General features: G+C 72.7%; 26 protein-coding genes. 15 read left to right on the top strand and 11 right to left on the bottom strand.

Annotation, left to right across the window (positions count from 1 at the left end; translation table 11 throughout):
* The first annotated feature begins 15 nt into the window (after window positions 1-15).
* Together C1I92_RS03630 and C1I92_RS03635 are read left to right on the top strand one after the other, a co-directional pair.
* On the top strand, window positions 16-813 hold the full coding sequence (locus C1I92_RS03630; protein WP_111253310.1) for an ArsR/SmtB family transcription factor: 798 nt from the start codon (window positions 16-18) through the stop codon (window positions 811-813).
* A 51-nt stretch (window positions 814-864) separates the two neighbouring features.
* Complete coding sequence (locus tag C1I92_RS03635; protein WP_199520921.1) at window positions 865-1,407, top strand: GNAT family N-acetyltransferase; 543 nt, start codon at window positions 865-867, stop codon at window positions 1,405-1,407.
* Here C1I92_RS03635 and C1I92_RS03640 read toward each other — a convergent pair.
* The gene (locus C1I92_RS03640) at window positions 1,382-1,717 is read right to left on the bottom strand and encodes a YnfA family protein (RefSeq protein ID WP_111253311.1); all 336 of its coding nucleotides are present in this window, start codon (window positions 1,715-1,717) and stop codon (window positions 1,382-1,384) included. The two genes, C1I92_RS03635 and C1I92_RS03640, sit on opposite strands and share 26 nt — an antisense overlap.
* 54 nt (window positions 1,718-1,771) lie before the next feature.
* Between C1I92_RS03640 and C1I92_RS03645 the strand changes: the two genes are divergently transcribed.
* Both C1I92_RS03645 and C1I92_RS03650 read left to right on the top strand, forming a co-directional pair.
* A complete protein-coding gene (locus C1I92_RS03645) occupies window positions 1,772-2,182 on the top strand; it encodes a RidA family protein (RefSeq protein ID WP_111253312.1) in 411 nt (136 codons plus the stop codon).
* A 170-nt stretch (window positions 2,183-2,352) separates the two neighbouring features.
* Window positions 2,353-2,982: a glyoxalase superfamily protein gene (locus tag C1I92_RS03650; RefSeq protein ID WP_111253313.1), complete on the top strand. Its 630-nt coding sequence runs from the start codon at window positions 2,353-2,355 to the stop codon at window positions 2,980-2,982.
* Here the strand turns inward: C1I92_RS03650 and C1I92_RS03655 are convergent.
* Window positions 2,965-3,819, bottom strand: coding sequence for a phosphoribosylaminoimidazolesuccinocarboxamide synthase (locus C1I92_RS03655; protein ID WP_111253314.1), 855 nt, complete (start codon window positions 3,817-3,819; stop codon window positions 2,965-2,967). The two genes, C1I92_RS03650 and C1I92_RS03655, sit on opposite strands and share 18 nt — an antisense overlap.
* A gap of 115 nt (window positions 3,820-3,934) precedes the next feature.
* Between C1I92_RS03655 and C1I92_RS03660 the strand changes: the two genes are divergently transcribed.
* Genes C1I92_RS03660 through C1I92_RS03670 form a run of 3 tightly spaced genes read left to right on the top strand, consistent with a single transcriptional unit; the run spans window position 3,935 to window position 5,949 of the window.
* The gene (locus tag C1I92_RS03660) at window positions 3,935-4,474 is read left to right on the top strand and encodes an RNA polymerase sigma factor (protein WP_199520922.1); all 540 of its coding nucleotides are present in this window, start codon (window positions 3,935-3,937) and stop codon (window positions 4,472-4,474) included.
* Entirely contained in the window at window positions 4,467-5,192 is a 726-nt protein-coding gene (locus C1I92_RS03665; RefSeq protein ID WP_111253316.1) for a hypothetical protein, read from the top strand. The genes C1I92_RS03660 and C1I92_RS03665 overlap by 8 nt, the downstream gene beginning before the upstream one ends.
* Window positions 5,193-5,241: 49 nt before the next feature.
* Complete coding sequence (locus C1I92_RS03670; RefSeq protein WP_111253317.1) at window positions 5,242-5,949, top strand: hypothetical protein; 708 nt, start codon at window positions 5,242-5,244, stop codon at window positions 5,947-5,949.
* Between the two features lie 8 nt (window positions 5,950-5,957).
* Here C1I92_RS03670 and C1I92_RS03675 read toward each other — a convergent pair whose 3' ends face one another.
* The 3 genes from C1I92_RS03675 to C1I92_RS03685 all read right to left on the bottom strand — a co-directional run bounded on the left by C1I92_RS03675 (window position 5,958) and on the right by C1I92_RS03685 (window position 8,098).
* Window positions 5,958-7,229 carry an RNA polymerase sigma factor gene (locus C1I92_RS03675; protein ID WP_111253318.1) on the bottom strand — a complete coding sequence of 424 codons (1,272 nt, stop codon included), beginning with the start codon at window positions 7,227-7,229 and terminating at the stop codon, window positions 5,958-5,960.
* Window positions 7,230-7,233: 4 nt separating this feature from the next.
* Window positions 7,234-7,587, bottom strand: coding sequence for a YciI family protein (locus C1I92_RS03680; RefSeq protein WP_111253319.1), 354 nt, complete (start codon window positions 7,585-7,587; stop codon window positions 7,234-7,236).
* Between the two features lie 115 nt (window positions 7,588-7,702).
* The gene (locus C1I92_RS03685; protein ID WP_111253320.1) at window positions 7,703-8,098 is read right to left on the bottom strand and encodes a EutQ-related cupin domain-containing protein; all 396 of its coding nucleotides are present in this window, start codon (window positions 8,096-8,098) and stop codon (window positions 7,703-7,705) included.
* Window positions 8,099-8,172: 74 nt separating this feature from the next.
* Between C1I92_RS03685 and C1I92_RS03690 the strand changes: the two genes are divergently transcribed.
* Window positions 8,173-8,775, top strand: coding sequence for a TetR/AcrR family transcriptional regulator (locus tag C1I92_RS03690; RefSeq protein WP_111253321.1), 603 nt, complete (start codon window positions 8,173-8,175; stop codon window positions 8,773-8,775).
* A gap of 9 nt (window positions 8,776-8,784) precedes the next feature.
* Here C1I92_RS03690 and C1I92_RS03695 read toward each other — a convergent pair whose 3' ends face one another.
* The gene (locus C1I92_RS03695; protein ID WP_111253322.1) at window positions 8,785-9,483 is read right to left on the bottom strand and encodes a M15 family metallopeptidase; all 699 of its coding nucleotides are present in this window, start codon (window positions 9,481-9,483) and stop codon (window positions 8,785-8,787) included.
* A gap of 88 nt (window positions 9,484-9,571) precedes the next feature.
* On the opposite strand from C1I92_RS03695, the gene C1I92_RS03700 reads away from it, so the two are divergent.
* The 4 genes from C1I92_RS03700 to C1I92_RS03715 all read left to right on the top strand — a co-directional run bounded on the left by C1I92_RS03700 (window position 9,572) and on the right by C1I92_RS03715 (window position 13,688).
* Entirely contained in the window at window positions 9,572-10,246 is a 675-nt protein-coding gene (locus C1I92_RS03700; RefSeq protein ID WP_111253323.1) for a response regulator transcription factor, read from the top strand.
* Window positions 10,239-11,318, top strand: coding sequence for a sensor histidine kinase (locus C1I92_RS03705; protein WP_111253324.1), 1,080 nt, complete (start codon window positions 10,239-10,241; stop codon window positions 11,316-11,318). The genes C1I92_RS03700 and C1I92_RS03705 overlap by 8 nt, the downstream gene beginning before the upstream one ends.
* Before the next feature lie 97 nt (window positions 11,319-11,415).
* Entirely contained in the window at window positions 11,416-13,026 is a 1,611-nt protein-coding gene (locus tag C1I92_RS03710; protein WP_199520923.1) for a flavin monoamine oxidase family protein, read from the top strand.
* A 17-nt stretch (window positions 13,027-13,043) separates the two neighbouring features.
* Entirely contained in the window at window positions 13,044-13,688 is a 645-nt protein-coding gene (locus C1I92_RS03715; protein WP_199520924.1) for a Rid family hydrolase, read from the top strand.
* 104 nt (window positions 13,689-13,792) lie between these two features.
* Here the strand turns inward: C1I92_RS03715 and C1I92_RS03720 are convergent, their stop codons facing one another.
* Together C1I92_RS03720 and C1I92_RS03725 are read right to left on the bottom strand one after the other, a co-directional pair.
* On the bottom strand, window positions 13,793-14,899 hold the full coding sequence (locus C1I92_RS03720) for a PP2C family protein-serine/threonine phosphatase (protein WP_199520925.1): 1,107 nt from the start codon (window positions 14,897-14,899) through the stop codon (window positions 13,793-13,795).
* Window positions 14,900-14,964: 65 nt separating this feature from the next.
* Window positions 14,965-15,774, bottom strand: a complete 810-nt coding sequence (locus C1I92_RS03725; protein ID WP_111253326.1) for an Fpg/Nei family DNA glycosylase — start codon at window positions 15,772-15,774, stop codon at window positions 14,965-14,967.
* Between the two features lie 13 nt (window positions 15,775-15,787).
* Between C1I92_RS03725 and C1I92_RS33310 the strand changes: the two genes are divergently transcribed.
* Complete coding sequence (locus tag C1I92_RS33310; RefSeq protein WP_146605011.1) at window positions 15,788-16,006, top strand: hypothetical protein; 219 nt, start codon at window positions 15,788-15,790, stop codon at window positions 16,004-16,006.
* On the opposite strand, the gene C1I92_RS03730 is transcribed toward C1I92_RS33310, so the two are convergent.
* Together C1I92_RS03730 and C1I92_RS03735 are read right to left on the bottom strand one after the other, a co-directional pair.
* Window positions 15,951-16,430, bottom strand: a complete 480-nt coding sequence (locus C1I92_RS03730; RefSeq protein WP_111253327.1) for a ribose-5-phosphate isomerase — start codon at window positions 16,428-16,430, stop codon at window positions 15,951-15,953. The two genes, C1I92_RS33310 and C1I92_RS03730, sit on opposite strands and share 56 nt — an antisense overlap.
* 20 nt (window positions 16,431-16,450) lie before the next feature.
* Window positions 16,451-17,059 (bottom strand): mycothiol-dependent nitroreductase Rv2466c family protein, encoded by a 609-nt coding sequence (locus C1I92_RS03735; RefSeq protein WP_111253328.1) that lies wholly within the window; start codon window positions 17,057-17,059, stop codon window positions 16,451-16,453.
* A gap of 122 nt (window positions 17,060-17,181) precedes the next feature.
* On the opposite strand from C1I92_RS03735, the gene pepN reads away from it, so the two are divergent.
* The gene (gene pepN / locus C1I92_RS03740; protein WP_111253329.1) at window positions 17,182-19,734 is read left to right on the top strand and encodes an aminopeptidase N; all 2,553 of its coding nucleotides are present in this window, start codon (window positions 17,182-17,184) and stop codon (window positions 19,732-19,734) included.
* A gap of 55 nt (window positions 19,735-19,789) precedes the next feature.
* Complete coding sequence (locus C1I92_RS03745; protein ID WP_111253330.1) at window positions 19,790-20,596, top strand: IclR family transcriptional regulator; 807 nt, start codon at window positions 19,790-19,792, stop codon at window positions 20,594-20,596.
* 32 nt (window positions 20,597-20,628) lie between these two features.
* Here the strand turns inward: C1I92_RS03745 and C1I92_RS03750 are convergent, their stop codons facing one another.
* Window positions 20,629-24,606, bottom strand: coding sequence for a golvesin C-terminal-like domain-containing protein (locus C1I92_RS03750; protein WP_111253331.1), 3,978 nt, complete (start codon window positions 24,604-24,606; stop codon window positions 20,629-20,631).
* Between the last annotated feature and the right edge of the window lie 126 nt (window positions 24,607-24,732).

A 24,732-nucleotide genomic window follows, 5' to 3' on the forward strand; every position in this document is an offset into this window, starting at 1 on the left:
CAGCGAAGAGGACCGATGGACGACGACGTGTTCAGGGCGCTGGCGGACCCGAGCCGGCGCGCGCTCCTGGACAGCCTGAACCGCGACAACGGGCAGACGCTGCGCCAGCTGTGCGCCGGGCTCGACATGGCCCGCCAGTCGGTCAGCAAGCACCTCGCCGTCCTCGAGGCCGCCGGCCTGGTGACGACACAGAGGCACGGCCGCGAGAAGCACCACTTCCTCAACGCCGAGCCGATCAACGCCATCGCCGACCGCTGGATCAGCCGCTACCACCGCGGGCGCGTCCAAGCGCTCGCCGACCTGAAGACGGCACTGGAGGCCACCCAGATGAGCGACACCGAGTTCACCTACACCACGTACATCAGGACGACGCCCGAGCAGCTCTGGACGGCGCTCACCGACAAGGCGTTCACCCGCCGCTACTGGGGCGTCGAGTTCGACACCGACTGGGCCGAGGGCTCCCCGATGGTCTGGCACGAGGCCGGCGCGACGATCGCCGACGACGAGCACCAGCGGGTGCTGGAGTCCGATCCGTATCGCCGGCTCTCCTACACCTGGCACACCTTCACCCCGGAGTTCGCGGCCGCTCACGACTTCGACCCGGCCGAGGTCGCGCAGTGGGCGAAGGAACAGCGCTCCAAGGTCACGTTCGACCTCGAGCCGATGGGCGCTCTGGTCCGGCTGACCGTGACGCACGACGGCTTCCAGCCCGGCAGCCAGGTCCTGCGGGACGTCAGCCGCGGCTGGCCGGAGCTGATCGCCAGCCTGAAGACGCTGATGGAGACCGGCGAGCCGCTGCCCTCCAGCGCGTGACCCGCGGCGCCGCCTTGTGTTCCGCCGCCGCGACGAGCATGATGCGCCCCGATGACCGAAGTGATGACCGAGCCGAAGCACGTCAGCATCGTGCAGCTCAGCCAAGCGGCGCTGACGGCGCTCGCCGCCGGTGACGTCGTGGCGGCCAACCAGGAGTCACCCGTGGAGCTGACGCCGTACTGCGCGGGGCCGCAGTGGACCAGCGTGTGGCGGCTGCGCAGCGAGCAGGTCGCCACCGATCCCGCGAGCGCCGCCTGGATCACCGGCATCGTCTGGGACGACGAACGCCGGCTCGCCGTCGGGCGCGCCGGGTTCCACGGCCCGCCCGACGGCGACGGGCGGGTCGAGGTCGGCTATGCCATCGACCCCGCCCACCGCCGCCGCGGGTACGCGCGAGCCGCGCTGGAGCTCATGCTCGACCGCGCCGCCCACGACCCGCGGGTGCGCGTCATCCGGGCCACCGTCAGCCCCACGAACCTGGCCTCGCGCAACCTCGTCCAGCAGTACGGGTTCGTCGAGGTCGGCGAGCAGTGGGACGACGAAGACGGCCTGGAGACGATCTACGAGCTCACGGGTGACGAGGCACGTACATGATGATCGCGACGCCGGCGATGCAGATCAGCGCGCCGATCACGTCGTAGCGGTCCGGCCGGAAACCGTCGGCGACCATCGCCCAGATCAGCGAGCCGGCGACGAACACCCCGCCGTACGCGGCCAGCACCCGGCCGAAGTTCGGGTCCGGCTGCAGCGTCGCGACGAACCCGTAGAGTCCGAGCGCGACGACGCCCAGGCCGGTCCAGAGCAGGCCACGATGCTCGCGCACGCCCTGCCAGACCAGCCAGGCGCCGCCGATCTCGGCGACGGCGGCGAGCAGGAACAACGCGACGGAACGGGCGACGGTCACGGCGGCCAGCCTAGGCAGCCGGAGTCTGTCGGTGCCGGTCCGTAGGCTGCCGCCATGCCGATGCAACTGATCAACCCGCCCGGGCTGCCGCAGCCGCCGACCTACTCGCAGGTCGTCGTGGCCACCGGCGCACGCCACGTCGTCGTCTCGGGTCAGGTCCCGTGCGACGCCGACGGCGAGCTGGTCGGCGCCGGTGACCTCGCCCAGCAGACCGAGCAGGCGCTGCGCAACGTCGCGACGGCGCTCGCGGCGGCCGGCGCGACCTTCGCCGACGTCGTCCGGCTCGGCATCTACGTGGCCGGCTACGACGAGACCAGCCTGGAACGCATCCGCGCCGGCCTCCTGGCCGCCTCCGACGTCGTCGTCCGCCCGGACGGCCCGCCGGCGGCGACGCTGATCGGCGTCGCGGCGCTGGCGTTCCCCGGTCAGCTGATCGAGATCGAGGCGACCGCCGTCCTGCCCTGACCGGCGTTAGAGTGTGCGCAGAGGCCGGTGCAGCCCGCCGCTTGCGCCCGCGAGGGTACGGTGAATCGCACCTCCAGCACACCTCGGCGCGATCCCCCGATCACCCGGTGGACACGGCCGGCAACGCAAGCACCGGATCCGGTCGTCCACCATGATCATGGAGGATCGACATGCGCACGTTCCGCGACGCCAAGACCATGGCGAAGACGCTCCGCACCGAACTGGGCGCCCGCCGCGGCGTCGAGCTGACGCACGGCGAGTGTCTCGAGATCGTCGCCCGCCAGTTCGGCTTCGACGACTGGAACGTCCTGGCCGCGAAGACGGCCGAGCTGGCGACCATCGACGGCGACGGGTCGGCGGGTGCGTGGGGCGCCCGCACCTCGACCATCCCCGTCCTGCGCGTCTTCTCCGTGGAGAAGGCGCGCGAGTTCTACGTCGACTTCCTGGGCTTCGTCCTCGACTTCGGCGGGCCGAGCAGCGGCGGCGACTCGCCGTTCTACGGGCAGGTCTCCCGCGGCCGCACCACGCTGCAGCTCACCGAGGCCGAGTACGACCCCTATCCCGGCGCGACCGTCTTCATCTGGCTCGACGGCGTGCACGACCTGCACCGCGAGCTGAACGAGCGCCGTCAGACGGTGAAGGTGTGGGGTCCCGCGGTGTGGACACCGGCGCCGGAGGAGACGCCGTTCGGCACGGTGATGACGATCGCCGACCCGTTCGGCAACGCGCTGCGGTTCACCGAGCCGACGGACCCGAAGGAACGGGCCGCGCTGCCGCGGTGGTCACCGGCCGTCGGCTGACCAGGCCTCGCCGGTGATGCGCTCGTACATCTCGATGTACACGGCGCGGGTCCGCTCCACGATCTCGTCGGGGACGGCGGGACCGGGCGGCGTCTTGTCCCAGGTGCCGAGGTCCTGCGCCCAGTCGCGCACCACCTGCTTGTCGTAGGAGACCTGGCGGCGGCCCGGCGCCCACTGGCTCGCCTGCCAGAACCGGGACGAGTCGGGGGTGATGACCTCGTCGGCCAGGATCACCGTCCCGTCGGGGGTCCGGCCGAACTCGACCTTGGTGTCCACCAGGAGCACGCCGCGCTCCTCCATCAGCCCGGCCGCGCGCCGGTACAGCCGCAGCGTCGTGTCGCGCAGCTCGGCCGCCAGGGGCGAGCCGACGAGCTCGGCCACCTCGGCGTAGGTCATCGGCTCGTCGTGGCCCAGCTCGGGCGGGGTCTTCGTGGTCGGGGTGAAGATCGGCTCGGGCAGCCGCGACCCCTCGACCAGGCCGGCGGGCAGGTCCACCCCCGACACCGAGGAGGACTCCTGGTAGGACGTCCAGCCGGACCCGGCGAGGTATCCCCGCGCGACGCACTCGACCGGGACGATGTCGACCTGACGGCAGCGGATGGCCCGGCCGCGCCATTCGTCCGGCACGTCCTCGGCGGAGATGACGTGGTTCGGCACGATGTCGGCGAGCTGGTCGAACCACCAGAGCGAGAGCGACGTCAGCACCTTCCCCTTGCCCGGGATCGGAGTCGGCAGCACCACGTCGTAGACGGAGACGCGGTCCGACGCCACGAGGATCACCTCGCCCGGCCGGTCGGAGTAGACGTCGCGGACCTTGCCCTTGTGAAGTAGCTGCACGGCGCCGTTCTAGCACAGCCGGAACCGGGACCACCCGTGCGGTGTAGGAACGGGTAGGACGACGAACGGGGCCGGATCCATCGCCGACGAGACCGAGCAGGACGCCATCCACCGGGTGCGCGCCGGAGAGATCGACGCGTACGGGGTCCTCGTGCGCCTGCACGCCGCCGACGCGCGCCGGCTCGCCGTCCTCGCCGGCGCCGGGCCGGACGCCGACGACGTCGTCCAGATCGCGTTCGTCAAGGCCTACCGGACCATCGGGACGTTCCGCGACGGCGCGCCGTTCCGGCCGTGGCTGCTGCGGATCGTCCTCAACGAGGCCCGCAACGCCACCCGGGCGGCCCGCCGGTACCGCGCGGCCACGGATCGCTCGTTCCTGCTCGAGGTGGTCACGGCGGACGTGACGGCCGGCGACCCGGCGACGACGGCGCTGTCGGAGGAGCGACGGACCGAGCTGCTGGCCGCGCTGAGGACGCTGTCCGAGCCGCAGCGCCAGGTCGTCGTCTGCCGGTACCTGCTCGACCTGGACGAGGAGGAGACGGCGACGGTGCTCGGCTGGCCGCGCGGCACGGTCAAGTCGCGGCTGCACCGGGCGCTGCGCCGGCTGCGGACCCAGCTGGCGCCCGCACAGGCCCAGGAGGTGGACCATGGATGACGCCCTCGATCGTGAGCTGCGTGCCCTCGGCCGCTCGCTCACCGGCGCGATCGACGACGACGCGCCCGCACCGGCCACCGTCGCGACGGTGGTCCTGGATCGGCTGCACGCACCCGAGCCCACGCGGACGAGGCCGGCGTTGGCCCGGCGGATCGCCGTCGTCGCGGCCGCGGTGCTGATCGCGCTGGGGCTGACGCCGCCGGTGCGGGCCGCCGTCGGCGAATGGCTCGGCATCGGCGCGGTCGCCGTCCGGCCCGGCCCCTCGCAGCCCTCGGCGGCCCCGCCACCGGCGGCGACGCCCGGCCTCTCGCTCGACGCGGCCGCACGGCTGACCGGGCTCACCCCGGTCGTGCCGCCCGTGCTCGGCCGGCCCAACGGCGTCGAGGTGTCCGACGACCACCGGATCCTGTCGCTGACCTGGGGATCGGGCGACGAGACGATCCGGCTGGACCAGTTCACCGACGAGCTCGCGCCGGTCTACCTCAAGACGTCGATGCTCGGCTTCACCTCGTTCCGGCTCACCGTCGCCGATCACGAGGCGTGGTGGTTCAGCACCGCGCACGACCTCGTGCTGCTGGCGCCGGACGGCACCGAGCGGACGCAGCGGATCGCCGGCCCGACGCTGGTGTGGCTCGACGACGATGTCACGTTCCGGCTGGAGGGCACCGGCCTCGCCCAGGCCGCCCGGATCGCCGAGTCGGCACTGGGAACCGGCTGAGCCAGGCCGGTGTAGTCGAGGTAACGCCCACCGACCAGCTGGAGCCCTGATGCGCATCTCCCGCGCGGCCGCCGCCGTGCTCGCCCTCGGCGCCCTCCTGTTCACCGCGACGCCCGTCTCGGCCGGCGGACCCACCAGCGTCCTGCTGGTCTCGCCGTCCACCGGCCGGACCGCCTCGTTGTACGCGACGGACGAGGCCTATACGACGCTGATGACGCAGCTCGGCGCCGACCAGGCAGCGGCACCGGACAGCCGGGCGGCGCCACCGCACATCGGCGGCGACCAGCTCGTCGTCACCTGGATGGTCCACGACGTGCAGCCGTGGCGGGTCGACCGCATCGCCTTCGACGACGCCGGACTGCCCGAGTGGGTGCACACCACGCACGCGATGGGCGCCGGGCCGATCGCGTTCGACGACGGTGGCGTCCGGCACCGGCCGGCCGACGCTGAGGCGCTCGCCGCCGTCCTGACCGACCTGGGCCTCACGGGACGGACCGGGCCGCGGCCGGCCGGGGAGGACCGGCGCGAGGCGACGGTCGCGGCTGGCGGCGCGCAGGCGGCGGCCGTGGCCGGAGCGGCGGGGAGTGCGGACCCGCCGGACGACGGCGCGCTCGACGCGGCGACGTGGGCGCTGCCGGCGGTGGCCGGCGGGATCCTGGCGGGCGTGCTCGGCGACCGGTGGCTGCGCCGGCGCCGCGCCCGGGCGGACGACGGCGGACGCTGGCAGCTGGTGGACGTGCCCGGCCCGCAGGCGTGACGACGGCCTCAGCCGGCGGCGCGGGCCTCGGCGGCTGCGAGGCAGCGCAGCAGGAACGCCCGCTCCGCCTCGTTGCCGCACAGCTCGATCGCCCGCCGGTAGGCGGCGGCCGCCTCCACCGGCCGGCCCAGCCGGTCCAGCAGCCGGCCACGGGCGGCGTGCAGCGGATGGAACCGGTCCAGCACCTCACCGGCCGCCAGCTCGTCCACCAGCGCCAGTCCGGCCGCCGGCCCGTGCGCCATGGCGATCGCCACGGCCCGGTTGAGCTCCACGATCGGTGACGGTGCGGTCGCCCGCAGCACGTCGTAGAGGCCGACGATCTGGGCCCAGTCGGTCTCGGCGGCCGACGGGGCCTCGTCGTGGACGGCGGCGATGGCGGCCTGCAGGGCGTACGCGCCGGGTGGCCGGTGCCGCAGCGCCGCCAGCAGCAGCGTCCGGCCCTCGGCGATCTCGGCCGCGTCCCAGCGGGACCGGTCCTGGTCCTCCAGGAGCACCAGGTCGCCGTTGGCGTCGACGCGGGCCTCGCGGCGGGCGTCGACGAGCAGCAGCAGCGCGAGCAGCCCGGTCACCTCGGCCTCGGCCGGCAGCAGCCGGTGCAGGATGCGGGCCAGCCGGATCGCCTCGTCGGCCAGCTCCGGCCGGACCAGCGCGGGACCGTTGCTGGCCGCGTACGCCTCGGTGAAGACGACGTAGACGACGCTGAGCACGGCCGGCAGCCGCCCGGGCAGCTCGGTCGCGGACGGGACGCGGTACGGGATGCCGGCCGCGGCGATCTTCTGCTTGGCCCGCACCAGGCGCTGCGCCATCGTCCCTTCCGGCACCAGGAACGCCCGCGCCACCTGCGCCGTCGACAGCCCGGCGAGGTAGCGCAGCGTCAGCGCGATCCGTGCCTCGGCGCTCAGCGCCGGGTGGCAGCAGGTGAAGAACAGCCGCAGCCGGTCGTCCCCGATGACGTCCGGGCCGGCGCCCTCGGCGGGCGCGGCCAGCCGGGCCACCTCGTCCCGTTCCGCCTCGACCTTCAGCACGGCCAGCTTGGCCGCGTAGGTCTGGCGCCGGCGCAGGATGTCGACGGCCCGGCGGCGCGCGGTCGTCAGCAGCCAGGCGCCGGGCCGGTCCGGCACGCCGTCGACCGGCCAGCGCTCGACGGCGGCCGCGACGGCGTCGGCGGCCACCTCCTCGGCCAGGTCGAAGTCGCCGACCCAGCGCACGAGCGTGGCGAGCAGCCGACCCCACTCCTCGCGGAAGACCGCCTCGGCAGGACCGGCCGCCCACCCGCTCATCGCGTCAGCCCTGGTCGAACACCGTGATCGGGCGGATCTCCATGGACCCGTACTTGGCGCCCGGGCACCTGGCCGCCCAGTCCAGCGCGCTGTCGAGGTCGGGCACGTCGATGAGGTAGTAGCCGCCCAGAACCTCGCGGGTCTCCGCGAACGGCCCGTCGGTGACCACCCGCTCGCCGCCCTTCAGCCGCACGGTCGTGGCCGTGTTGACCGGTTCCAGCGCATTGCCGTCGACGTACACGCCGGCCTTGCGGACGTCCTCGGTGTAGGCGAACCACTCGGCCATCTCGGCCTCGAGCTGGTCCTGCGGCGGAGCCTCGGTGCGCGGCTCGCCGTAGATGAGGAGCAGGTACTGCATCTCGATCCCCCTTCGTGGGTCGCGGGCGGCCCAGCGCCGCCCTCATCATGACGACGAACGACGACTGCCCTCATATACAACACCCGCGGGCCGGTGTCGGGGGACGCCTCGGGCGTCAGTCGGCGACCGGACGGAACTCCGCCAGCCGGTCCTTGTACGGCGACTGCTCGGTCGCCGTCATCCAGTGCGGATGCGACACGTAGACCACCTCGCTCTCCTCCTCGGCGCGGTAGACCAGGTCGGTGCCGGCGCGCAGGTAGATCACCTCGCCGACGCCGGCGCTGACGACCACGCCGCCACTCTCGACGCTGTAGCGGCCCTTCGTGACGATGAGCGCCTCGTCGTAGGAGACGGTCCAGGGGTTGGACTCCCCCGCGCCGTAGCGGGCGAAGCCGACGGTCATGGCGGCGTCGTGGCGTGCGTCGATCGCGTCGGCCAGCCGCAGGTCCTGATCGAAGCGGCGGAACCACTCGAGGTCGTCGTCGCTGGTCACCTTCGACACACCGGGCATGTCGCACTCCTTTTCTGTAGTGGTCGATACACAATAATAGACTAGCGATCGATACAGAAAGGGGGCGGCCGCCGATGGGACGTGGGCGACCACGCGGCTTCGACCGCGACGAGGCGCTGGACCGCGCCATGCGGCTGTTCTGGACCCGCGGCTACCAGGACACCTCGATCGCCGACCTCACCGACGCGCTGGGCATCGGCTCGCCCAGCCTGTACGCGGCGTTCGGCTCCAAGGCGGCGCTGTTCTGCGCGGCGGCCGACCGCTACCAGGAGAGCGACGGCGGCCGGCCCGGCATCGCGCTGCTGGCGGCGCCGACGGCGCGGGCCGGCGTCGAGGCGCTGCTGCGCGAGAACGTCGCGCTGTTCACCCACCGCGGCGGACCCCGTGGCTGCCTGCTCACCCGGGCGACCCTGAGCTGCCCGCCGGACGACGCGACGGTGGTCGCGTACCTGGAGCGCAGCCGGCGCGAGCGGCTGACGGCGCTGCGCACCCGGCTCAAGGCCGCCGCGGCGGCCGGCGAGCCGCTGCCGTCCGACGACGTCGACACGCTGGCGCAGCACTACGACGCGCAGGTGCAGGGCCTCGCGGTCCGGGCGCTGGAGGGCGCGACGAGGCCGGTGCTGCAGCGCACGGTCGACCTCACGATGGCGGGGTGGGACGCGCTGGCGGCACGGTGACCACGCCGGTCACTGCATCCGCGGGTCCTCGGTGGGGTCGGCATACCTGGGCGGGCAGCCCTCGTCGGCCGCGTCGTCGCGCAGCTCGTAGTGCCAGGGCTCGTTCTCGTAGATCTGGCACAGGCCGTACTCGGCGCCGTGCTCGGACAGCCACGCGGTGGCGGCCTCCGGCCCGAGGTCGACCGCGTCGCCCGACACGTGCAGCGAGGTGTCCGGCGTGGAGACCCAGCGGGCCGCCTCCTCCTCCGAGCCGTACTCGGCGACGGCCTCGCGCAGCAGCTGCTCCTGGTACTCCGGCGAGCGCCAGCCGCTGTTGACGACGAACTCGACGCCGTCGTCCGCGGCGTCGGACGCGGCCTCGTGCAGCGCGTCGAGCAGATCGCCGTCGAGGTTGGCCACGCCCGGCAGCCAGTCGTCGAACACCGTCGCGCCGTCGGGCATGGCGCCGTCCGCCTCGCCGAGCGCCGCCGCCGGCCGGTCCGGGCCGCGGCCCTCCACCGGCGGTTCCCGGCCGGCCTCGACCTCGGTGACGGCGGGTGCGGGGTCGTCGTGCGGCGCGTCGCGAGGTGCGGTCGCCGGGGGCGACGAGGACGCCTGTGACTGGTAGACGGCGGCGCCGGCGATCGCCGCGGCGAGGACGACGACGGCGGCGACGACGTTCGCTCCGGGCCGGCGGGCCGCCGTCCGTGCTGGTCGGCTGTAGGACATGGTCCCAGTCAAGGCAGCGCGATGTTGCCGGGCCGTACGCGGTTTTCCATACGCCGCCGATATGGTCCGGCTCGTACCATCGGGACGTATGCGCGTGCTGATCGTCGAGGACGAGCCCTTCCTGGCCGAGGCCATCCGCGATGGCCTGCGCCTGGAGGCGATCGCCGCCGACCTCGCCGGCGACGGCGACACCGCCCTGGAGCTACTGGCCGTCAACGCCTACGACATCGCCGTCCTCGACCGCGACATCCCCGGCCCGTCCGGCGACGAGATCGCCAAGCGCATCGTCGCCTCCGGCAGCGGCATGCCGATCCTCATGCTCACCGCCGCCAGCCGGCTCGACGACAAGGCCTCCGGGTTCGAGCTCGGCGCCGACGACTACCTCACCAAGCCGTTCGAGCTGCGCGAGTTGGTGCTGCGGCTGCGGGCCCTGGATCGCCGGCGCGCCCACAGCCGGCCGCCGGTGCGCGAGGTCGCAGGCCTGCGGCTGGACCCGTTCCGGCGCGAGGTCTACCGCGACGGCCGCTACGTCGCGCTCACCCGCAAGCAGTTCGCCGTGCTCGAGGTGCTCGTCGCGGCCGAGGGCGGCGTCATCAGCGCCGAGGAGCTGCTGGAACGGGCCTGGGACGAGAACGCCGACCCGTTCACCAACGCCGTGCGCATCACCGTCTCGGCGCTGCGCAAACGCCTCGGCGAGCCGTGGATCATCGCCACCGTCCCCGGCGTCGGCTACCGCATCGTCACCGGGGCCGAGCATGAATAGAGCGCCCGGTATGAGCGTCCGCCTCAAGCTGACGCTCAGCTACGCCGGCGTCGTCGTGGTCGTGGGCGCCCTGCTGCTCGCCGTCGTGTGGGTGTTCCTGCTGCGCTACGTGCCCGACCAGGTCTACTTCCGCCCCGGCCCGTTCATGCCCAGCCGGTCGGACCTGCAGCGCGCGTTCCTGCCGAAGGCCGCCCTCGCGCTGGCGTTCCTGCTGGCCTTCGGCCTCGTCGGCGGCTGGCTGCTGGCCGGGCGCATGCTCATGCCGCTGACCCGCATCACCGGCGCCACCCGCCGCGCCGCGGCCGGCTCGCTCTCGCACCGGATCCGGCTGCCCGGGCGCAACGACGAGTTCCGCGAGCTGGCCGACGCGTTCGACGGGATGCTCGCGCGGCTCGAGGCGCACGTCGGCGAGCAGCGCCGGTTCGCCGCCAACGCCTCGCACGAGCTGCGCACGCCGCTCGCCGTCACCCAGATCCTGCTCGACGTCGCCCGCAACGACCCCGATCACGACTCCGGCCAGCTGGTCGAGCGCCTGCACGCCGTCAACGGCCGGGCGATCGACCTCACCGAGGCGTTGCTGCTGCTCAGCCTCACCGAGCAGCGGTCGTTCAGCCGCGAGGACGTCGACCTGTCGCTGATCGCGGAGGAGGCCACCGAGACGCTGCTGCCCGTCGCGGAGAAGCGTGGCCTCACGATCGAGACCGGCGGCGACCCGGCCCCCACGGTCGGCTCGCACGCGCTGCTGCTGCAGCTGACGACCAACCTCGTGCAGAACGCGATCGTCCACAACCTGCCCGACGAGGGCACCGTCTGGGTGACGACCGGCGCGCCGGCCGGGATCGTGACGCTCACCGTCGAGAACACCGGCAAGGAGCTCGACCCGGTGCTGGTCGCCACGCTGGTGGAGCCGTTCCAGCGCGGCGAACGCGTCCGCACCGACCACGCGGGCGTCGGCCTGGGCCTGGCCATCGTCAACAGCATCGCCCAGGCCCACGACGGCACGCTCACCGTCGAGCCCCGTCCCGGCGGCGGCCTGCGCGTCACGGTGCGGTTGCCGGGTACGCGCGAGTGATCCCCCGCTAACCCGGTAGAAACCGGGACATAACGACCGGCCCCAAGACTGCCTCTGCGCCCGGCATCCCCCGCCCGGGCGGACAAGGAGGCCAGTCGTGACCATCCCCGCCGGTACACCCCAGGCACACACCAGGCGCAGCTTCCTCACCCGCGTCGGCGCCGTCGGCGGCGCGGCGACGCTGTACGGCAGCATGGAGGCGCTCGGTCTGTTCGCCACCCCGGCCGCCGCGTCCGACTTCGCCCCGCCGCGCGCGGCCGACCTCCCCGACGCCGCCCGGTCCCGCGGCACGAAGGTCGTCATCCTCGGCGCCGGGACGGCCGGGCTCGCCGCGGCGTACGAGCTGGGCAAGGCCGGCTACGACTGCGTCGTGCTGGAGGCACGGGACCGGCCCGGCGGCCGGGCCAAGACGATCCGCCGCGGCGACCGCCTGACCGACACCGACGGCGTCAGCCAGACCTGCCGCTTCGACGACGGCCTCTACTTCAACGCCGGCCCCGCTCGCATCCCGAACCACCACGTGACGCTGGACTACTGCCGCGAGCTCGGCGTCGCGATCGAGGCGCTGGTCAACGCGAACGCGGAGAGCCTCTACTACCACGAGAACACGAGCAGCACCGACTACGGCGAGCTGGCCAACACGCCCGTCACGCACCGCCAGGCCAAGGCCGACGTGTACGGCTATGTCTCGGAGCTGCTCGCCCAGGCCGCCGACCAGGGCGCACTGGACTCCGTCCTCAGCGCCGACGACGCCGAGCGGGTCATCGAGCTGGCCGCCAGCCTGGGCGGGCTGACCGGCGGCACGTATGCCGGCAACAGCCGCCGCGGCTACGTCGACGCGCCGGGCGCCGGGCACGACGCGGGCGTCGTCGGGACGCCACCGTCGATGTCGGCGATCCTGCAGAGCCGGTTCGGCACCCGGTTCGCGTTCGAGTTCGGCTTCGACCAGGCGATGATGATGTGGCAGCCGGTCGGCGGCATGGACCGCATCTCCGCGGCGCTGGCGGCCGCGATCGGCGGCAAGCGGCGCATCACCTACAACGCGCCGGTCACGCAGATCACCAACCTGCCCGACGGCGTGCGCGTCAGCTACCGCCTCAACGGCCGGACCCGCACGGTCGACGCCGACTACTGCATCGCCACCATCCCGCCGATGGTGCTCAAGTCGATCCCGACGAACTTCTCGACGGCGACGAAGGACGCGCTCGCCGTCCCGACCGGGGCTAACACCGGGAAGATCGGCCTGCAGTACGGCCGGCGCTGGTGGGAGGAGGACGACAAGATCTTCGGCGGCATCACCGCGACGAACATGGACATCTCCGGGATCTGGTACCCGTCGTCGGGCTTCCTCGGCCCCAAGGGCGTCGTCGTCGGCTACTACTCCGGCTCCTACACCGACCTCCCGGTCGCCGACCGCGAGACGCGCGCCGTCGACCAGGGCGTGAAGATCCACGGCGCGAAGTACCGCGACGAGCTGGAGACCTCCATCTCCGTCGCCTGGCCGAAGGAGCCGTACAGCCTCGGCGGCTGGGTGAACTGGCCGGGCGGACGGGGAGCGGCCTACGACCACCTGCTCCAGCCGGACGGGCGGACCTACTTCGCCGGCGACCACCTCAGCTACCTCATCGCCTGGCAGGCCGGCGCGTTCGAGTCCGCACGCCAGGTCGTCACCGCCCTGCACCAGCGCGTCGCCGCGACCGCGGCCTGACCCAGGAGGTTCGGACTATGCGCAAGCCCACCCGCCGGATGGCCGTCGTCGCCGCCGTGTCCAGTCTCGCCACGCTCGCCATCACCGGCAGCGTCGTCGCCGTCACCGGCATCGGCGCGCCCCGGCCACAGGAGGTCCGGTACAACCTGGCCGCCCCGGCCGAGGCGCCGGACCCGTTCATCGCCAGCGGCGTCGCCGTCGGCAACCAGGTGCCGCTCTACTTCTCCAGCGGCGTCGGGCCGTCGGCACTCAACACCGCCGCACCGGCCGGGACGCCGGAGCGCTACATCGACCCGGCCCAGTTCCCCGGCGGCGTGCTGCCCGCAGGGGTCACCGTCACCGAGGCGCAGGGCATGAACGCGATGGCCCGGATCCAGGAGAACCTCACGTCACAGGGGCTCACGCTGGCCGACATCATCAGCATGCGGATCTACCTCGAGGCCCCGCCCGGCGCCACGCGCGCGGACTACAACGGCTGGAACCGCGCCTACCGCAAGTGGGTGGCCAACGTGAATCGGGTGACCGGGGAGGTCATCCCGGCCTACGCGCCGGTCTCGTTCGCCAACGCCACCCGCCCGTCGCGCACCAACCTCGAGGTCGACACGCTGCCGGTCGGTGGCTGGCTGGTCGAGATCGAAGTGGTCGCGGCCTACAAGCGGTAGGTTGCGGGCCGCCCACCAGGCGTTCTCCCGCTCCGCTGGGCATGCATGCCTGGTAGAGCGGGAGAACGCTCAGTGATGTGCCCACACTCCCCCGTCAACAGCGGCTACAGCGTCCGCCACAACAGCAGCAGGGCGCGGTCGTCGGCGTCGGAGGAGGCGACGGCGTTGATGAGCTTCTGCGCGCCGCCGTGGAAGCCATGCGCCACGAGGCGCTCGGCCTCGCCCTGCAGCTTGTCGATGCCGTCGGACAGGTCCCGGCGCGGCGCCTCGACCAGCCCGTCGGTGTAGAGCATGAGCGCGTCGCCGGGGCGCATGCGCCCGGTGACCGGCTCGTAGTGCTTCTGCTCGTAGACGCCGAGCAGGCCACCCTCGGTGTCGAGGGTGGCCCAGCGGCCGGAGCCGGCGTGGAAGTGGATCGCCGGCGGGTGTCCGGCGGAGCGCACCTGGTACTCGCCGGTGGTGAGGTCGACGACGAGGTGGACGGCGGTGGCGAACCCCTCGGGCCAGCGTTGTCGCAGCAGGTAGGCGTTGGCGGCGGGCAGGAACTGGTCGGCCGGCAGCGAGCCGAGCAGCCCGCCGAACGCGCCGGACAGCAGCAGCGCCCGGGTCCCGGCGTTGTGCCCCTTGCCGGACACGTCCACCAGCGCCAGCTCCAGCACCCGCCCGTCAGTGGAACGGGAGGCGACGGCGAAGTCGCCGGAGAAGCTGGACCGCTCGGCGGCGTGGTGCTTGAGGTCGATCTGCCAGCCACGGCCCAGCGGCGGCATCCGGCCCTGCGCGGCCAGCCGGTCGCGCAGGTCGACGAGCATCGACTCGCCCATCGTGCCCTGCAGCCCGAGCCGGGCCCGGGACCGGGCCAACCCCAGCGAGACCACCGCGGTGATGCCGACGACGACGGTGACGGCGGCGAAGGTCTGGCCGCCGCCGATGACGACGCCGCCGGCGACCAGGCAGAACCCGACCGCGCCGACCAGCCAGGCCAGCGCCCGCGGCGGCACGAACAGCCCGCCGAACAGCAGCGGCAGCACCAGCGCGATGGCCGGCACGATCGACTCCCACTGCACCATCGACAGCCCGAGCAGCAGCGTGGCCGCCAGCAGCATTGCCATCACCACGGGTTCGCGGATCAGGCGACGCGTCAGGGCATTGGCCGGACGCCCACCGAAGAACGCCCCGGCAAGCCCGAGCAGGCCAGCCGATCGGGTCGTCACACGAGGACCCTAGCGGCAAAAAGAGCGTGGGAGGAAGATCACACAGAATTGCAGGCCATGGCGCGTCAATGCTGGCAGTTCGGGCACCAGAACAGGTTCCTGGCGGCCGTTCTTCCGGCCGCGACAGGGGTACCGCAGACCAGGCACGGCTGCCCCGAGCGCCGGTAGACGTACACCTCGCCGCCGTGGTCGTCGACCCGTGGCGGACGGCCCATCGCCTCCGGCTCGTGCTCCGGCCGGACGGTGTCGATGCGGCCGCTCCGCACGCCCTGCTCCATCAGGCCCACGAGGTCGGCCCAGATCGACCGCAGCACCGGTTCCGGCACGGACGCGCCGGGACGAGCGGGGTCGATCCCGGCCCGGAACAGCGCCTCCGCGCGGTACACGTTGCCGACCCCGGCGACGACCGCCTGGTCCATCAGCAGGACGCCGATCGGCGCCCGGCTGCGGCCGATCCGCTGCAGCGCCGGCCCGGGGTCGTCGCCGCGAAGCGGGTCCGGCCCGAGCCGCGCCGCGACGGCGGCCACCTCGGCGTCGCCGACGACCTCGCAGCGGGTCGGCCCGCGCAGGTCGGCGTGGGCGCCGGGAACACGAAGCCGCATCCGCACCTCGCCGCGCACCGGCCCCTCCGGAGCGGGCCGGTCGAGCACGTCGAACTTCCCGTACAGCCCGAGGTGCACGTGCACCCACCGCCGCCCGGCGAATCCGATGAACAGGTGCTTCCCATACGCCTGCGCGCCGGACAGGACGGACCCCGAGACGACGGCGGCGCCGGCCGCGAACCGGCCCTGCGGGCTGGACACGTCCACCGTCCGCCCGCCGAACACGAGCGACAGCTCGCCGGCCAGCCGGTGGATCGTGTGGCCCTCGGGCACTACCGTCCTTCCTGTGAACGATCGCGAGAAGGGCGTGCGCAAGCTCGACCAGGTCGACCGGCGCTCCCAGGTCGGCGTCTCGCGGGCGCTGCGGGCGCGGGACGTGTCCCGGCCGGCCGCGGCCGAGCTCGACGCGGCGCTGGAGCGGATCGGGAAGACGCCGCTGCCGCCGCGGGCTAGTCGACCGGCGCAGGCAGCGGAGGAAGCTCGCCGTCCGCCTCGTACCGGCTGAGCATCGCGATCCGCCGGGCGTGCCGCTCGCTGCCGGAGAACGAGGTCTCCAGGAACGTCCGCACGAACGTCGCGATGTCCTCGAACGGGTGCATCCGCGCGCCGACGGCCAGCACCCGGGCGTCGTTGTGCTCGCGGGCCAGCCGCGCGGTCTCCTCGGACCAGGCCAGCGCGGACCGGATCCCCTTCACCTTGTTCGCGGCCATCTGCTCGCCGTTGCCGGAGCCGCCGATCACGACGCCGAGGCTGCCCTCGTCGGCCACGACGCCCTCGCCCGCCCGCAGGCAGAACGTCGGGTAGTCGTCGAACTCGTCGTAGACGAACGGGCCGTGGTCGACGACCTCGTGGCCGCCGTCGCGGAGCAGCTCGACGAGGCGGTTCTTGACCTCGTACCCGGCATGGTCGGAGCCGACGTGGACGCGCATGGGCGCGATTCTGCCGTACGTCAGTCGAAGATCGGGTCCCGGGTCCGCGTCCGCTTCAGCTCGAAGAAGCCGTCGTAGGAGGCCAGCGCCCGCACGCCGTCCCACACGCGGCCGGCCTCGTCGCCCTTCGGCGCCGGCGACATGACCGGGCCGAAGAACGCGTAGCCCTCGACCGCGATGACCGGAGTGCCGACCTCGGTGCCGACCTGGTCCATACCAGCGTGGTGGCTCTTCCTGAGCGCCGCGTCGAACTCGTCGGTGTCGGCGTACGCGGCCAGCGAGGCGGGCAGCCCGACCTCGTCCAGCGCGGCGGCGATGACCTCCTGCCGGTCGGTCTCGCCGCCCAGGTGGAACCGGGTGCCCAGCGCGTCGTAGAGCGGCTTCACCCACTGCTCGCCGTGCAGTTCGCGGGCCGCGGTGACGACCCGCACCGGGCCCCAGCTGTCCGCCATGAGCTGGTTGTACTCCTCGCCGAGGTCGCGCTCGGCGTTGAGGTACGACAGCGACATGACGTGCCACGTCACCTCGATCGGCCGGACCCGCTCGACCTCCATGATCCAGCGGGACGCCATCCACGCCCACGGGCAGATCGGGTCGAACCAGAAGTCCACGGCGGTGGTCTCGCTCATGTGCTGCCCTTCATCACGATTGACGTGTCAACAAGGTCTCGATGTGGCCAACCTCGCGGCGGCACGCCCGATTCCCACCGCCTTCACCGACATGACGGGGCACGATCTGCCAGGATCGGGCCATGCCTGGCACGAACCTGACCCGCGACGAGGCACGCGAACGCGCATCCGTCGTCGACCCCTCGTCGGTGAAGTACACCGTCGCCCTGGACCTCACCGGCGGCGAGTCCACGTTCGGATCGACGACGACGGCGACGTTCTCGGCCACCGAGGGCGCCGAGACCTGGCTCGACCTCATCGCGCCGGCCGTGCACGAGGTGGTGCTCAACGGCGCCACGCTCGACCCGGCCGAGGTGTACGACGGCGCCAGGGTCCGGCTGGCCGGCCTGGCCGCCGAGAACGAGGTCAAGGTCGTCGCCGACGCGGCCTACATGCACACCGGCGAGGGCCTGCACCGGTTCGTCGACCCGGTCGACGACGAGGTCTACCTCTACTCGCAGTTCGAGGTGCCCGACGCCCGCCGCGTGTACGCGTGCTTCGAGCAGCCCGACCTCAAGGCCGAGGTGACGTTCGTCGTCGACGCGCCGTCGCACTGGGAGGTCGTGTCGAACTCGCCGGGCAAGCGCGGCCGCACGAACAACGGCAAGCGGCGCTGGACGTTCGAGCCGACGCCGAAGCTGTCGACCTACGTGACGGCGATCGTGGCCGGGCCGTACCACGTCGAGCGCTCGGAGCACGTCGGCAAGGAGAAGACGATCCCGCTGGCGCTGTACTGCCGAAAGTCGCTGGCCGAGCACCTCGACGCCGACGAGCTGTTCGACGTCACCAGCCGCGGCTTCGCGTTCTTCGAGGACGTGTTCGGGCTGGCGTACCCGTTCGCCAAGTACGACCAGCTGTTCGTGCCGGAGTTCAACGCCGGCGCCATGGAGAACGCCGGCGCCGTCACCCACCACGAGGACTACGTCTTCCGCAGCCGCGTCACCGACGCCGCCTACGAGCGCCGGGCCGAGACGATCCTGCACGAGATGGCGCACATGTGGTTCGGCGACCTCGTGACGATGCGCTGGTGGGACGACCTGTGGCTGAACGAGTCGTTCGCCACCTGGGCATCGGTGCTGTCGCTGACCGAGGCGACCCGCTGGACCGACGGCTGGACGACGTTCGCCGTCACCGAGAAGCTGTGGGCGCTGCGCCAGGACCAGCTGCCGTCCACCCACCCGATCTCCGCGGACATCCGCGACCTCGAGGACGTCGAGGTCAACTTCGACGGCATCACCTACGCCAAGGGCGCCAGCGTGCTCAAGCAGCTGGTCGCGTGGGTGGGGCGGGACGAGTTCCTGGCCGGAGTGCGGGCCTACTTCGCCGAGCACGCGTGGGGCAACACGTCGCTCACCGACCTCTTCGGCCACCTGGAGCAGACCAGCGGCCGCGACCTGTCGGCGTGGAACGAGCAGTGGCTGCGTACCGCCGGCGTCAACACGCTGCAGCCGGTGGTCACCGTCGACAGCGCCGGCGCGTACACGTCGGTCGTCATCGAGCAGTCCGCGGCGCCGGAGCACCCGACGATCCGCTCCCACCGGGCCGCGATCGGGCTCTACGACTACGACGACGACGGCGCGCTGGTGCGGCGGGAGCGGATCGAGCTGGACATCGACGGCCCGCGCACCGAGGTCGCGGAGCTGCGCGGCGTGACGCAGCCGGACCTGCTGCTGGTCAACGACGACGACCTCACGTTCGCGAAGGTGCGGCTGGACGACCGCTCGCTGGCGACGGTGGTGCGCTCGATCGGCGCACTGGATCCCCTGCCGCGGGCGCTGTGCTGGACCGCCGCCACCGACATGCTCCGCGACGCCGAGATGTCGGCCAGCTCGTTCGTCGAGCTGGTGCTCGGCGGCATCGAGGGCGAGACGTCGATGGGCGTGGTGCAGCACGTGCTGGCCTCCGCCCGCGCGGCGATCGAGCTGTACGCCTGGCCGGCCAACCGGACGGTGCTGTCCTCGCGCTGGGCGGCGGCGCTGCGCCAGCTGGCCGGGTCGGCCGAGGCCGGCAGCGACCATCAGCTCGCCTTCACCCGGGCCTGGGTCGCGGCCGCGGCCAGCGACGAGCACGTCGCGGAGATCGCGGCGCTGCTCGACGGCGACGAGGAGCTGCTGCCCGGGCTGGTCGTCGACACGGACCTGCGCTGGACCCTGCTGCAGCGGCTGGTCGTGCTGGGCGCGGCCGGTGAGGACGCCGTCGACGCCGAGCTGGAGCGCGACAGCACCGCGACCGGGCAGCGGCACGCCGCGCTCGCCCGTGCCGCGGTCCCGACGTACGCGGCGAAGGCGGCCGCCTGGCAGGCCGTCGTCGAGTCCGACGAGCTGCCGAACGCGCTGCTGACGGCGACGGTGCGCGGGTTCGCCCACCCGGAGCAGCGCGAGCTGGTGCGTCCGTACGTCCAGCCGTACCTCGACGCGGTCCCGCGGCTGTGGGCGGAGCGGACCAGCGAGAGCGCCCAGGCGATCATCGTCGGGCTGTTCCCGCGGCTGCTCGCCGACGCCGCCACCGCCGCGACGGTGCGGGAGTGGCTGGCCGGCGCCGAGCTGCCCGACGCCGCCCGCCGGCTGGTCGTCGAGGGCCTGGCCGACCTGGACCGGGCGCTGCGGGCGCAGGAGCGGGACCGCCAGGCTGGATGACGGGATTCATCTACGATGTAGATGACGATTCCGAGCCAATTGGGGGAGCACCGACGTGCCACGTGAAGCAGTCCGCGAGTCCGCCGGCGGCACCCAGAGCGTCGAGCGGGCGCTCTCGCTGCTGTCCGCGTTCACCGAGGAGCATCCGGAGCGGCGCATCTCCGAGCTGGTGGCCACCACCGGGCTCGGCCAGTCGACGGTGTCGCGGCTGGTCGGCGCGCTGGTCAACCTCGGCTACCTGACCCACCACGGGCGCAGCGGGCTGTACGGCATCGGCCCGCGGGTGATCACGCTGGCGGGCATCGGGCTGAACCAGTCGCCGGTGCACCAGCAGTCCCGTCAGCTCGCGCAGAACCTCGCGGCCTCGCTGGGTCTCGGCGTCAACGTCGCCGAGCGGCACGACGCCAGCCTGTTCTACCTGTGCCACTTCGAGGGCGCCAACGCGCCGCGGCCGTCCACGCTGATCGGCCGCGGCGGCCCACTGCACGCCACCGCCATGGGGAAGGCGCTGGTCAGCGAGCTGGAGCCGACCGGTCTCCGCGACCTCATCGGCGTCGAGTACGCGCGCTACACCCCGCACACGATCACGTCCTACGACGAGCTGGCCGGCGCGCTGCAGGAGGTCCGCTCGCGCGGGTACGCCACCGAGCTGGAGGAGCTGGCGTTCGGCCGGGCCTGCGTCGCCGCGCCGATCCGGGACCGGTCCGGCCAGGTCGTCGCGGCCCTGTCGGTGTCCGGCCCGCTGTCGGCGATGAACCTGCCGGCCCGGCAGGACGAGCTCGCGATGATCGCCATCGAGCACGCCGACCAGATCTCCTCCAGCCTCGGCTACCACGCCACGGTGACCGCGCTCCCCGGCTGAGATCGTCCGCCGGGGAACGCGGGCCGCCGCGGTCAGAGCCGGCGGAACCGGGCGCCGCTGAGCCGCGTGTAACCGTTGCCGGCGTCGCGGACCTCGATGCGCACGTGGCCCTCCATGCCGGCGGCGAACTCGAACCGGCCGAGCTCACGCCAGCTGCGCGGCTGCTCCTGCTGGTTGACGACGAACTCGGTCTCGCCGCCCGCGTGCCTGACCACGTAGTTGGCCGCGGTCGAGGTCTCGTGGTTCGACGGGTACCAGACGTCGACGGCGTAGGTGCCGGCCGCGGGCAGGTCGGGAGTCCACGTCGCCGTGCCGCCGGTGACGCCCTCGGGGCTGTACCGCGAGGCGGCGCCGTCGGCACCGGCCAGGCCGCTGATCAGCCAGCTGCCGGTCTGGTCGTAGCGCGGCGGGTAGTCGTTGTTGGTGCTGGTGACGATGTCCGGGTCCTCGACCCGCAGGCTGATCGTCACCTTCGGCTTGCCGTCGAGGTTGGCCGACACGAAGTGGGTCTGCTCGGTGGGGATCGTCGGCCGTGTGGTGGCCCGCACGACGTGCTCGAGCTCGGTGCGCGGCGGCACCTCGACCTCGAACGTCGTCTCGCTGAACGACCAGTGGAACTGGCCGGTGACCGTCACCGTCCGGGTCACCGGCACCGGGCCGCGGTTGAGCACCGCGATGCGCAGGTCGATGGAGCCGCCCGGCTCCGGCACCACGGCCGGCGACGGCGTGATCGCGGTGAGCCGCACGGGGTCGACCAGCTCCACGGTCACCGGTTCCAGGTCCGCCGAGCCGCCGGACCACGACGCCGTCGCGGCCAGCGGGTGCGGCACCGCGAGCGCCGCGTCGGCGGGCACCGTCACGGTGAACGTCCCGGTCGCCGACGCACCTGCGGCGACGGCGTCAGGGACCGGCTGCGACGGGGTCGCCGTCCAGCCGGCCGGCGCGGTCAGCGCCACCGACAGGCCCGAGAGCCCCGCGACCGCCGTCAGCCGCACCCGCACCGTCACCTCGTCCGACGGCGACGCGGTGGCCGGGGCGGCAAGCGAGCCGAACGCCGCCGCCCCGCCGGCCGCGACCCCGGTGAGCGACGACGGCAGCCGCAGCGTGCGCCGCTGCGACGTCGCCGACGGCGTGCGCACCTCGTAGCCGAACGTGTCGGTCAGCGCGGTCAGCGGTACCGTCCACTCGTTCGGGTACGGCTTGTCCGCGATGACCTGCTCGGGCCCGTCGTTCACCCAGTACGCCAGCGTCGCGGCCTCGACGGAGTCGCTCTGCACGTAGGCGTCGGCGGCCGAGCGGTCCGGCCGGACCAGCAGCATGCCGCGGGTCAGGCCGCCCTCGGCGCCGGGCAGCGCGTCGTCGAACGAGTAGCTGACCGCGCCGCGATCCTCCGCCGACGGCAGCCAGTGCCACGGCGCGGGCCGCCCGGCGCCACGGACGACGACGACCGTGATGCCGCGCGCGGACACCGTCACCGGCAGCTTCCCGTCGGCCAGGCGGTAGTGCTTCCACCGTCCGTTGTCGCGCAGCACCTGCACCTCGTAGCGCTTGCGCGGGTCGATGCCGGTGAGCTCCTGGTCGAACGTCACCGTCGCGGCCACCTCGGCGTCGCGGGAGTTCGTCAGCGACAAGTACAGCGAGTCGTTGCCGACGCCGGTCAGCCAGTTCAGCTGCGGGTGGTCCACGCCGACGATGCCCTCGGGCAGGTACGGCCAGACGCCGTCCTCACCGAAGAAGGTGCCCGGCTCGTGGCCGTAGGTGCTGAACTTGAAGAAGACGAAGTCGCACTCGAACTGCTTCGGGAAGCTGATGCGCCCGTCCGAGCGCACGTAGTGCTCGCTGAACAGGTAGTCCAGGGTGAGCCCGAGCTGCGCCGGCGCGTGGTGGAAGTAGATGCAGCTCTCGCCGGGCGGGCCGGTCAGCGGGAAGTCCGGCTTCAGGTGGTGCGCGCTGAACTGGCGGTTGTAGTAGCCCGGGTAGTTCGTCCAGCGGCCGATCACCAGGTTGTGCGCGAAGTCGACGAGGAACTCGTCGCCGGCCTCGTGCGCCAGCCGGAGCAGGAACGGCGCCCAGATCGGGTTCATCACCATGCCGCCACCGGGGTGCGGCTTCGGCTCCTGGATGCGGTACGTGATCAGCTGCTCGATCGTCTGCCCGGTCGTCGACACGTACCAGGCCGGCACCTCCTCCGGCTCGATGTCGTCGAGCGGGTAGTCGGGCAGGAGGTGGCCGTTCCAGTCATCGAACTGCATGTCGATCATGTACGGGACGGGCGCCAGCACAGTGCCGTCGGGCACCGGCCGGACCATCGTCTGGGTGACGAACCGCTGCGCCTCGCGGTAGGCCGCGTCGAGGAAGTCGCGCTCGCCGGTCAGCTCGTACATGACGAACAGCTCCAGCCAGTGCTTGGAGTAGGAGAAGACGAACACGCCGTCGCCCTGGTTGTTCGAGTACGGCGTCATGACCTGGTCGCGCAGGTACCGCCGGGCCAGCGCCTCGGCCTCGGCCAGCCAGCCCTCGTCGCCGGTCAGCACGTAGGCCTGCAGGGCGTTGTTCCACGGCGTGCGGGTGTCGCGGAACGGCGGGGCCTTGATGGTGTCGAGCGCCAGCCGGTGCAGCGCGGCGTTCTGGCCGCGGGTCTGCCGGTACAGCGGGACCAGCGTGTTCGCGTCGACGGCGACGCCGCCCAGGCCGTAGACGGTGGCGGAGGAGTCGTTGTAGACGTCGCGGCCGATGATCGGCGTGTGCCCGTGGTTGCGCCGCGAGACGTGGTACTCCATCATCTGCCGGGCCCGGCGGTCGTAGAAGTCACCGGCCCGGTCCGGCGGCGAGAGCAGGTAGTTCGCCGACAGCAGCACGCCCGCGACAGAGGTCCGCACGGCTTGGTCGTTCTCGGAGTCGGCGAACCCCTTGGCCCGGTTCCACCACCCGGAGAACGACGGCACGAACGTCTCGCTGTCGTCGCCGTCGGGCTCGATGCCGACCAGGTTCATGATGTTGAACGCCGTCTGCGTCAGCGACGTGTCATAGACGTTCTCGCGGTAGGCGGTGAAGCCGTACTCGCCGCGGCACAGGGCGACGTAGGCGTCGTAGAGCAGGCCGTCGTGCGCCTGGACGCCGAACGCGTAGCCCAGGCTCTGGCCCGGCTCGAGCAGCGACCGGTCGCCGGCCTGCGGCGCGTAGGCGACCGGCTGCACGTGCGCCTCGTCGTTGAGCAGGCTCATCCCGAACGGCTGGCGGTACGGGCCGAGGTCGCGCTCGTGCTCGTAGGCGATGACGTCGCTGGGGATGAAGAGGCCGGACGTGACGGTCCGGCCGGCGATGGTGCGCTGCACCAGGCTCATCGGCGCGAACAGCTCCCAGCTGCTCAGCGACTCCGGGCTGCCGATGACCCGGGCGTGCTGGCGGATGCCGCACAGCACCTCCTCGGCGTCCTCGGCGGTGCAGGTGTCCAGGCTCTGGTAGCCGACGACGAAGTGGCCGGCCTGCCGCGCGGTGACGGTGTAGTGGAGCTCGGGGTGCTCGCGGCCCAGCGACCAGCGCACGGTGAGGTCGTAGACGCCGGGATCGGTGCTGGTCAGCTCGACGGTCCGCGGGCCGAGCTGGCGGAATCCGTCGAAGGCGACCCAGTGCGGCGTGGCGGAACTGTAGTAGTAGCGCGGGCTCGGCCGTTCGGTACCGGTCAGCACGACCCACTGCTCGTCGAACCGGCGCTCCGGGTCGGTGACGGCGACCCAGCCGGAGTCGGTGCGCAGCTCGAGGTCGCGGACGTAGCTTCGCCCGCCGTCCCAGGTGGCCTCGTGGAACGTCACCCGATAGTGGTCGTTGGAGAGCTGGGCGACCTGCCGGAACGCGAGGTTCGGCTTCTCGGTGCGGCGCAACGCGTCGGCGAGGGTGGCCGAGGCGGCGCCGGCCGGCGCGGCGTGTGCCGGCCGTCCGAAGGCTCCCAGCACCGGCGGCAAGACCGCCGCGCCGACGAGCATGCCCATGACGGCACGCCGCGAGAGCATGGTGGGAGGAGACTCCTGCAATGTGACTTCATCGTCCATAATATGAGTGTTGTATGGTTTCAACCGCTGCGTCAATAGTCGTGGAAAACGCTGTCCGCCGCCTTCGTCGCTGGAAGAGGACGCCCT

Source organism: Jiangella anatolica, assembly GCF_003236295.1.
Lineage (GTDB): Bacteria > Actinomycetota > Actinomycetes > Jiangellales > Jiangellaceae > Jiangella > Jiangella anatolica.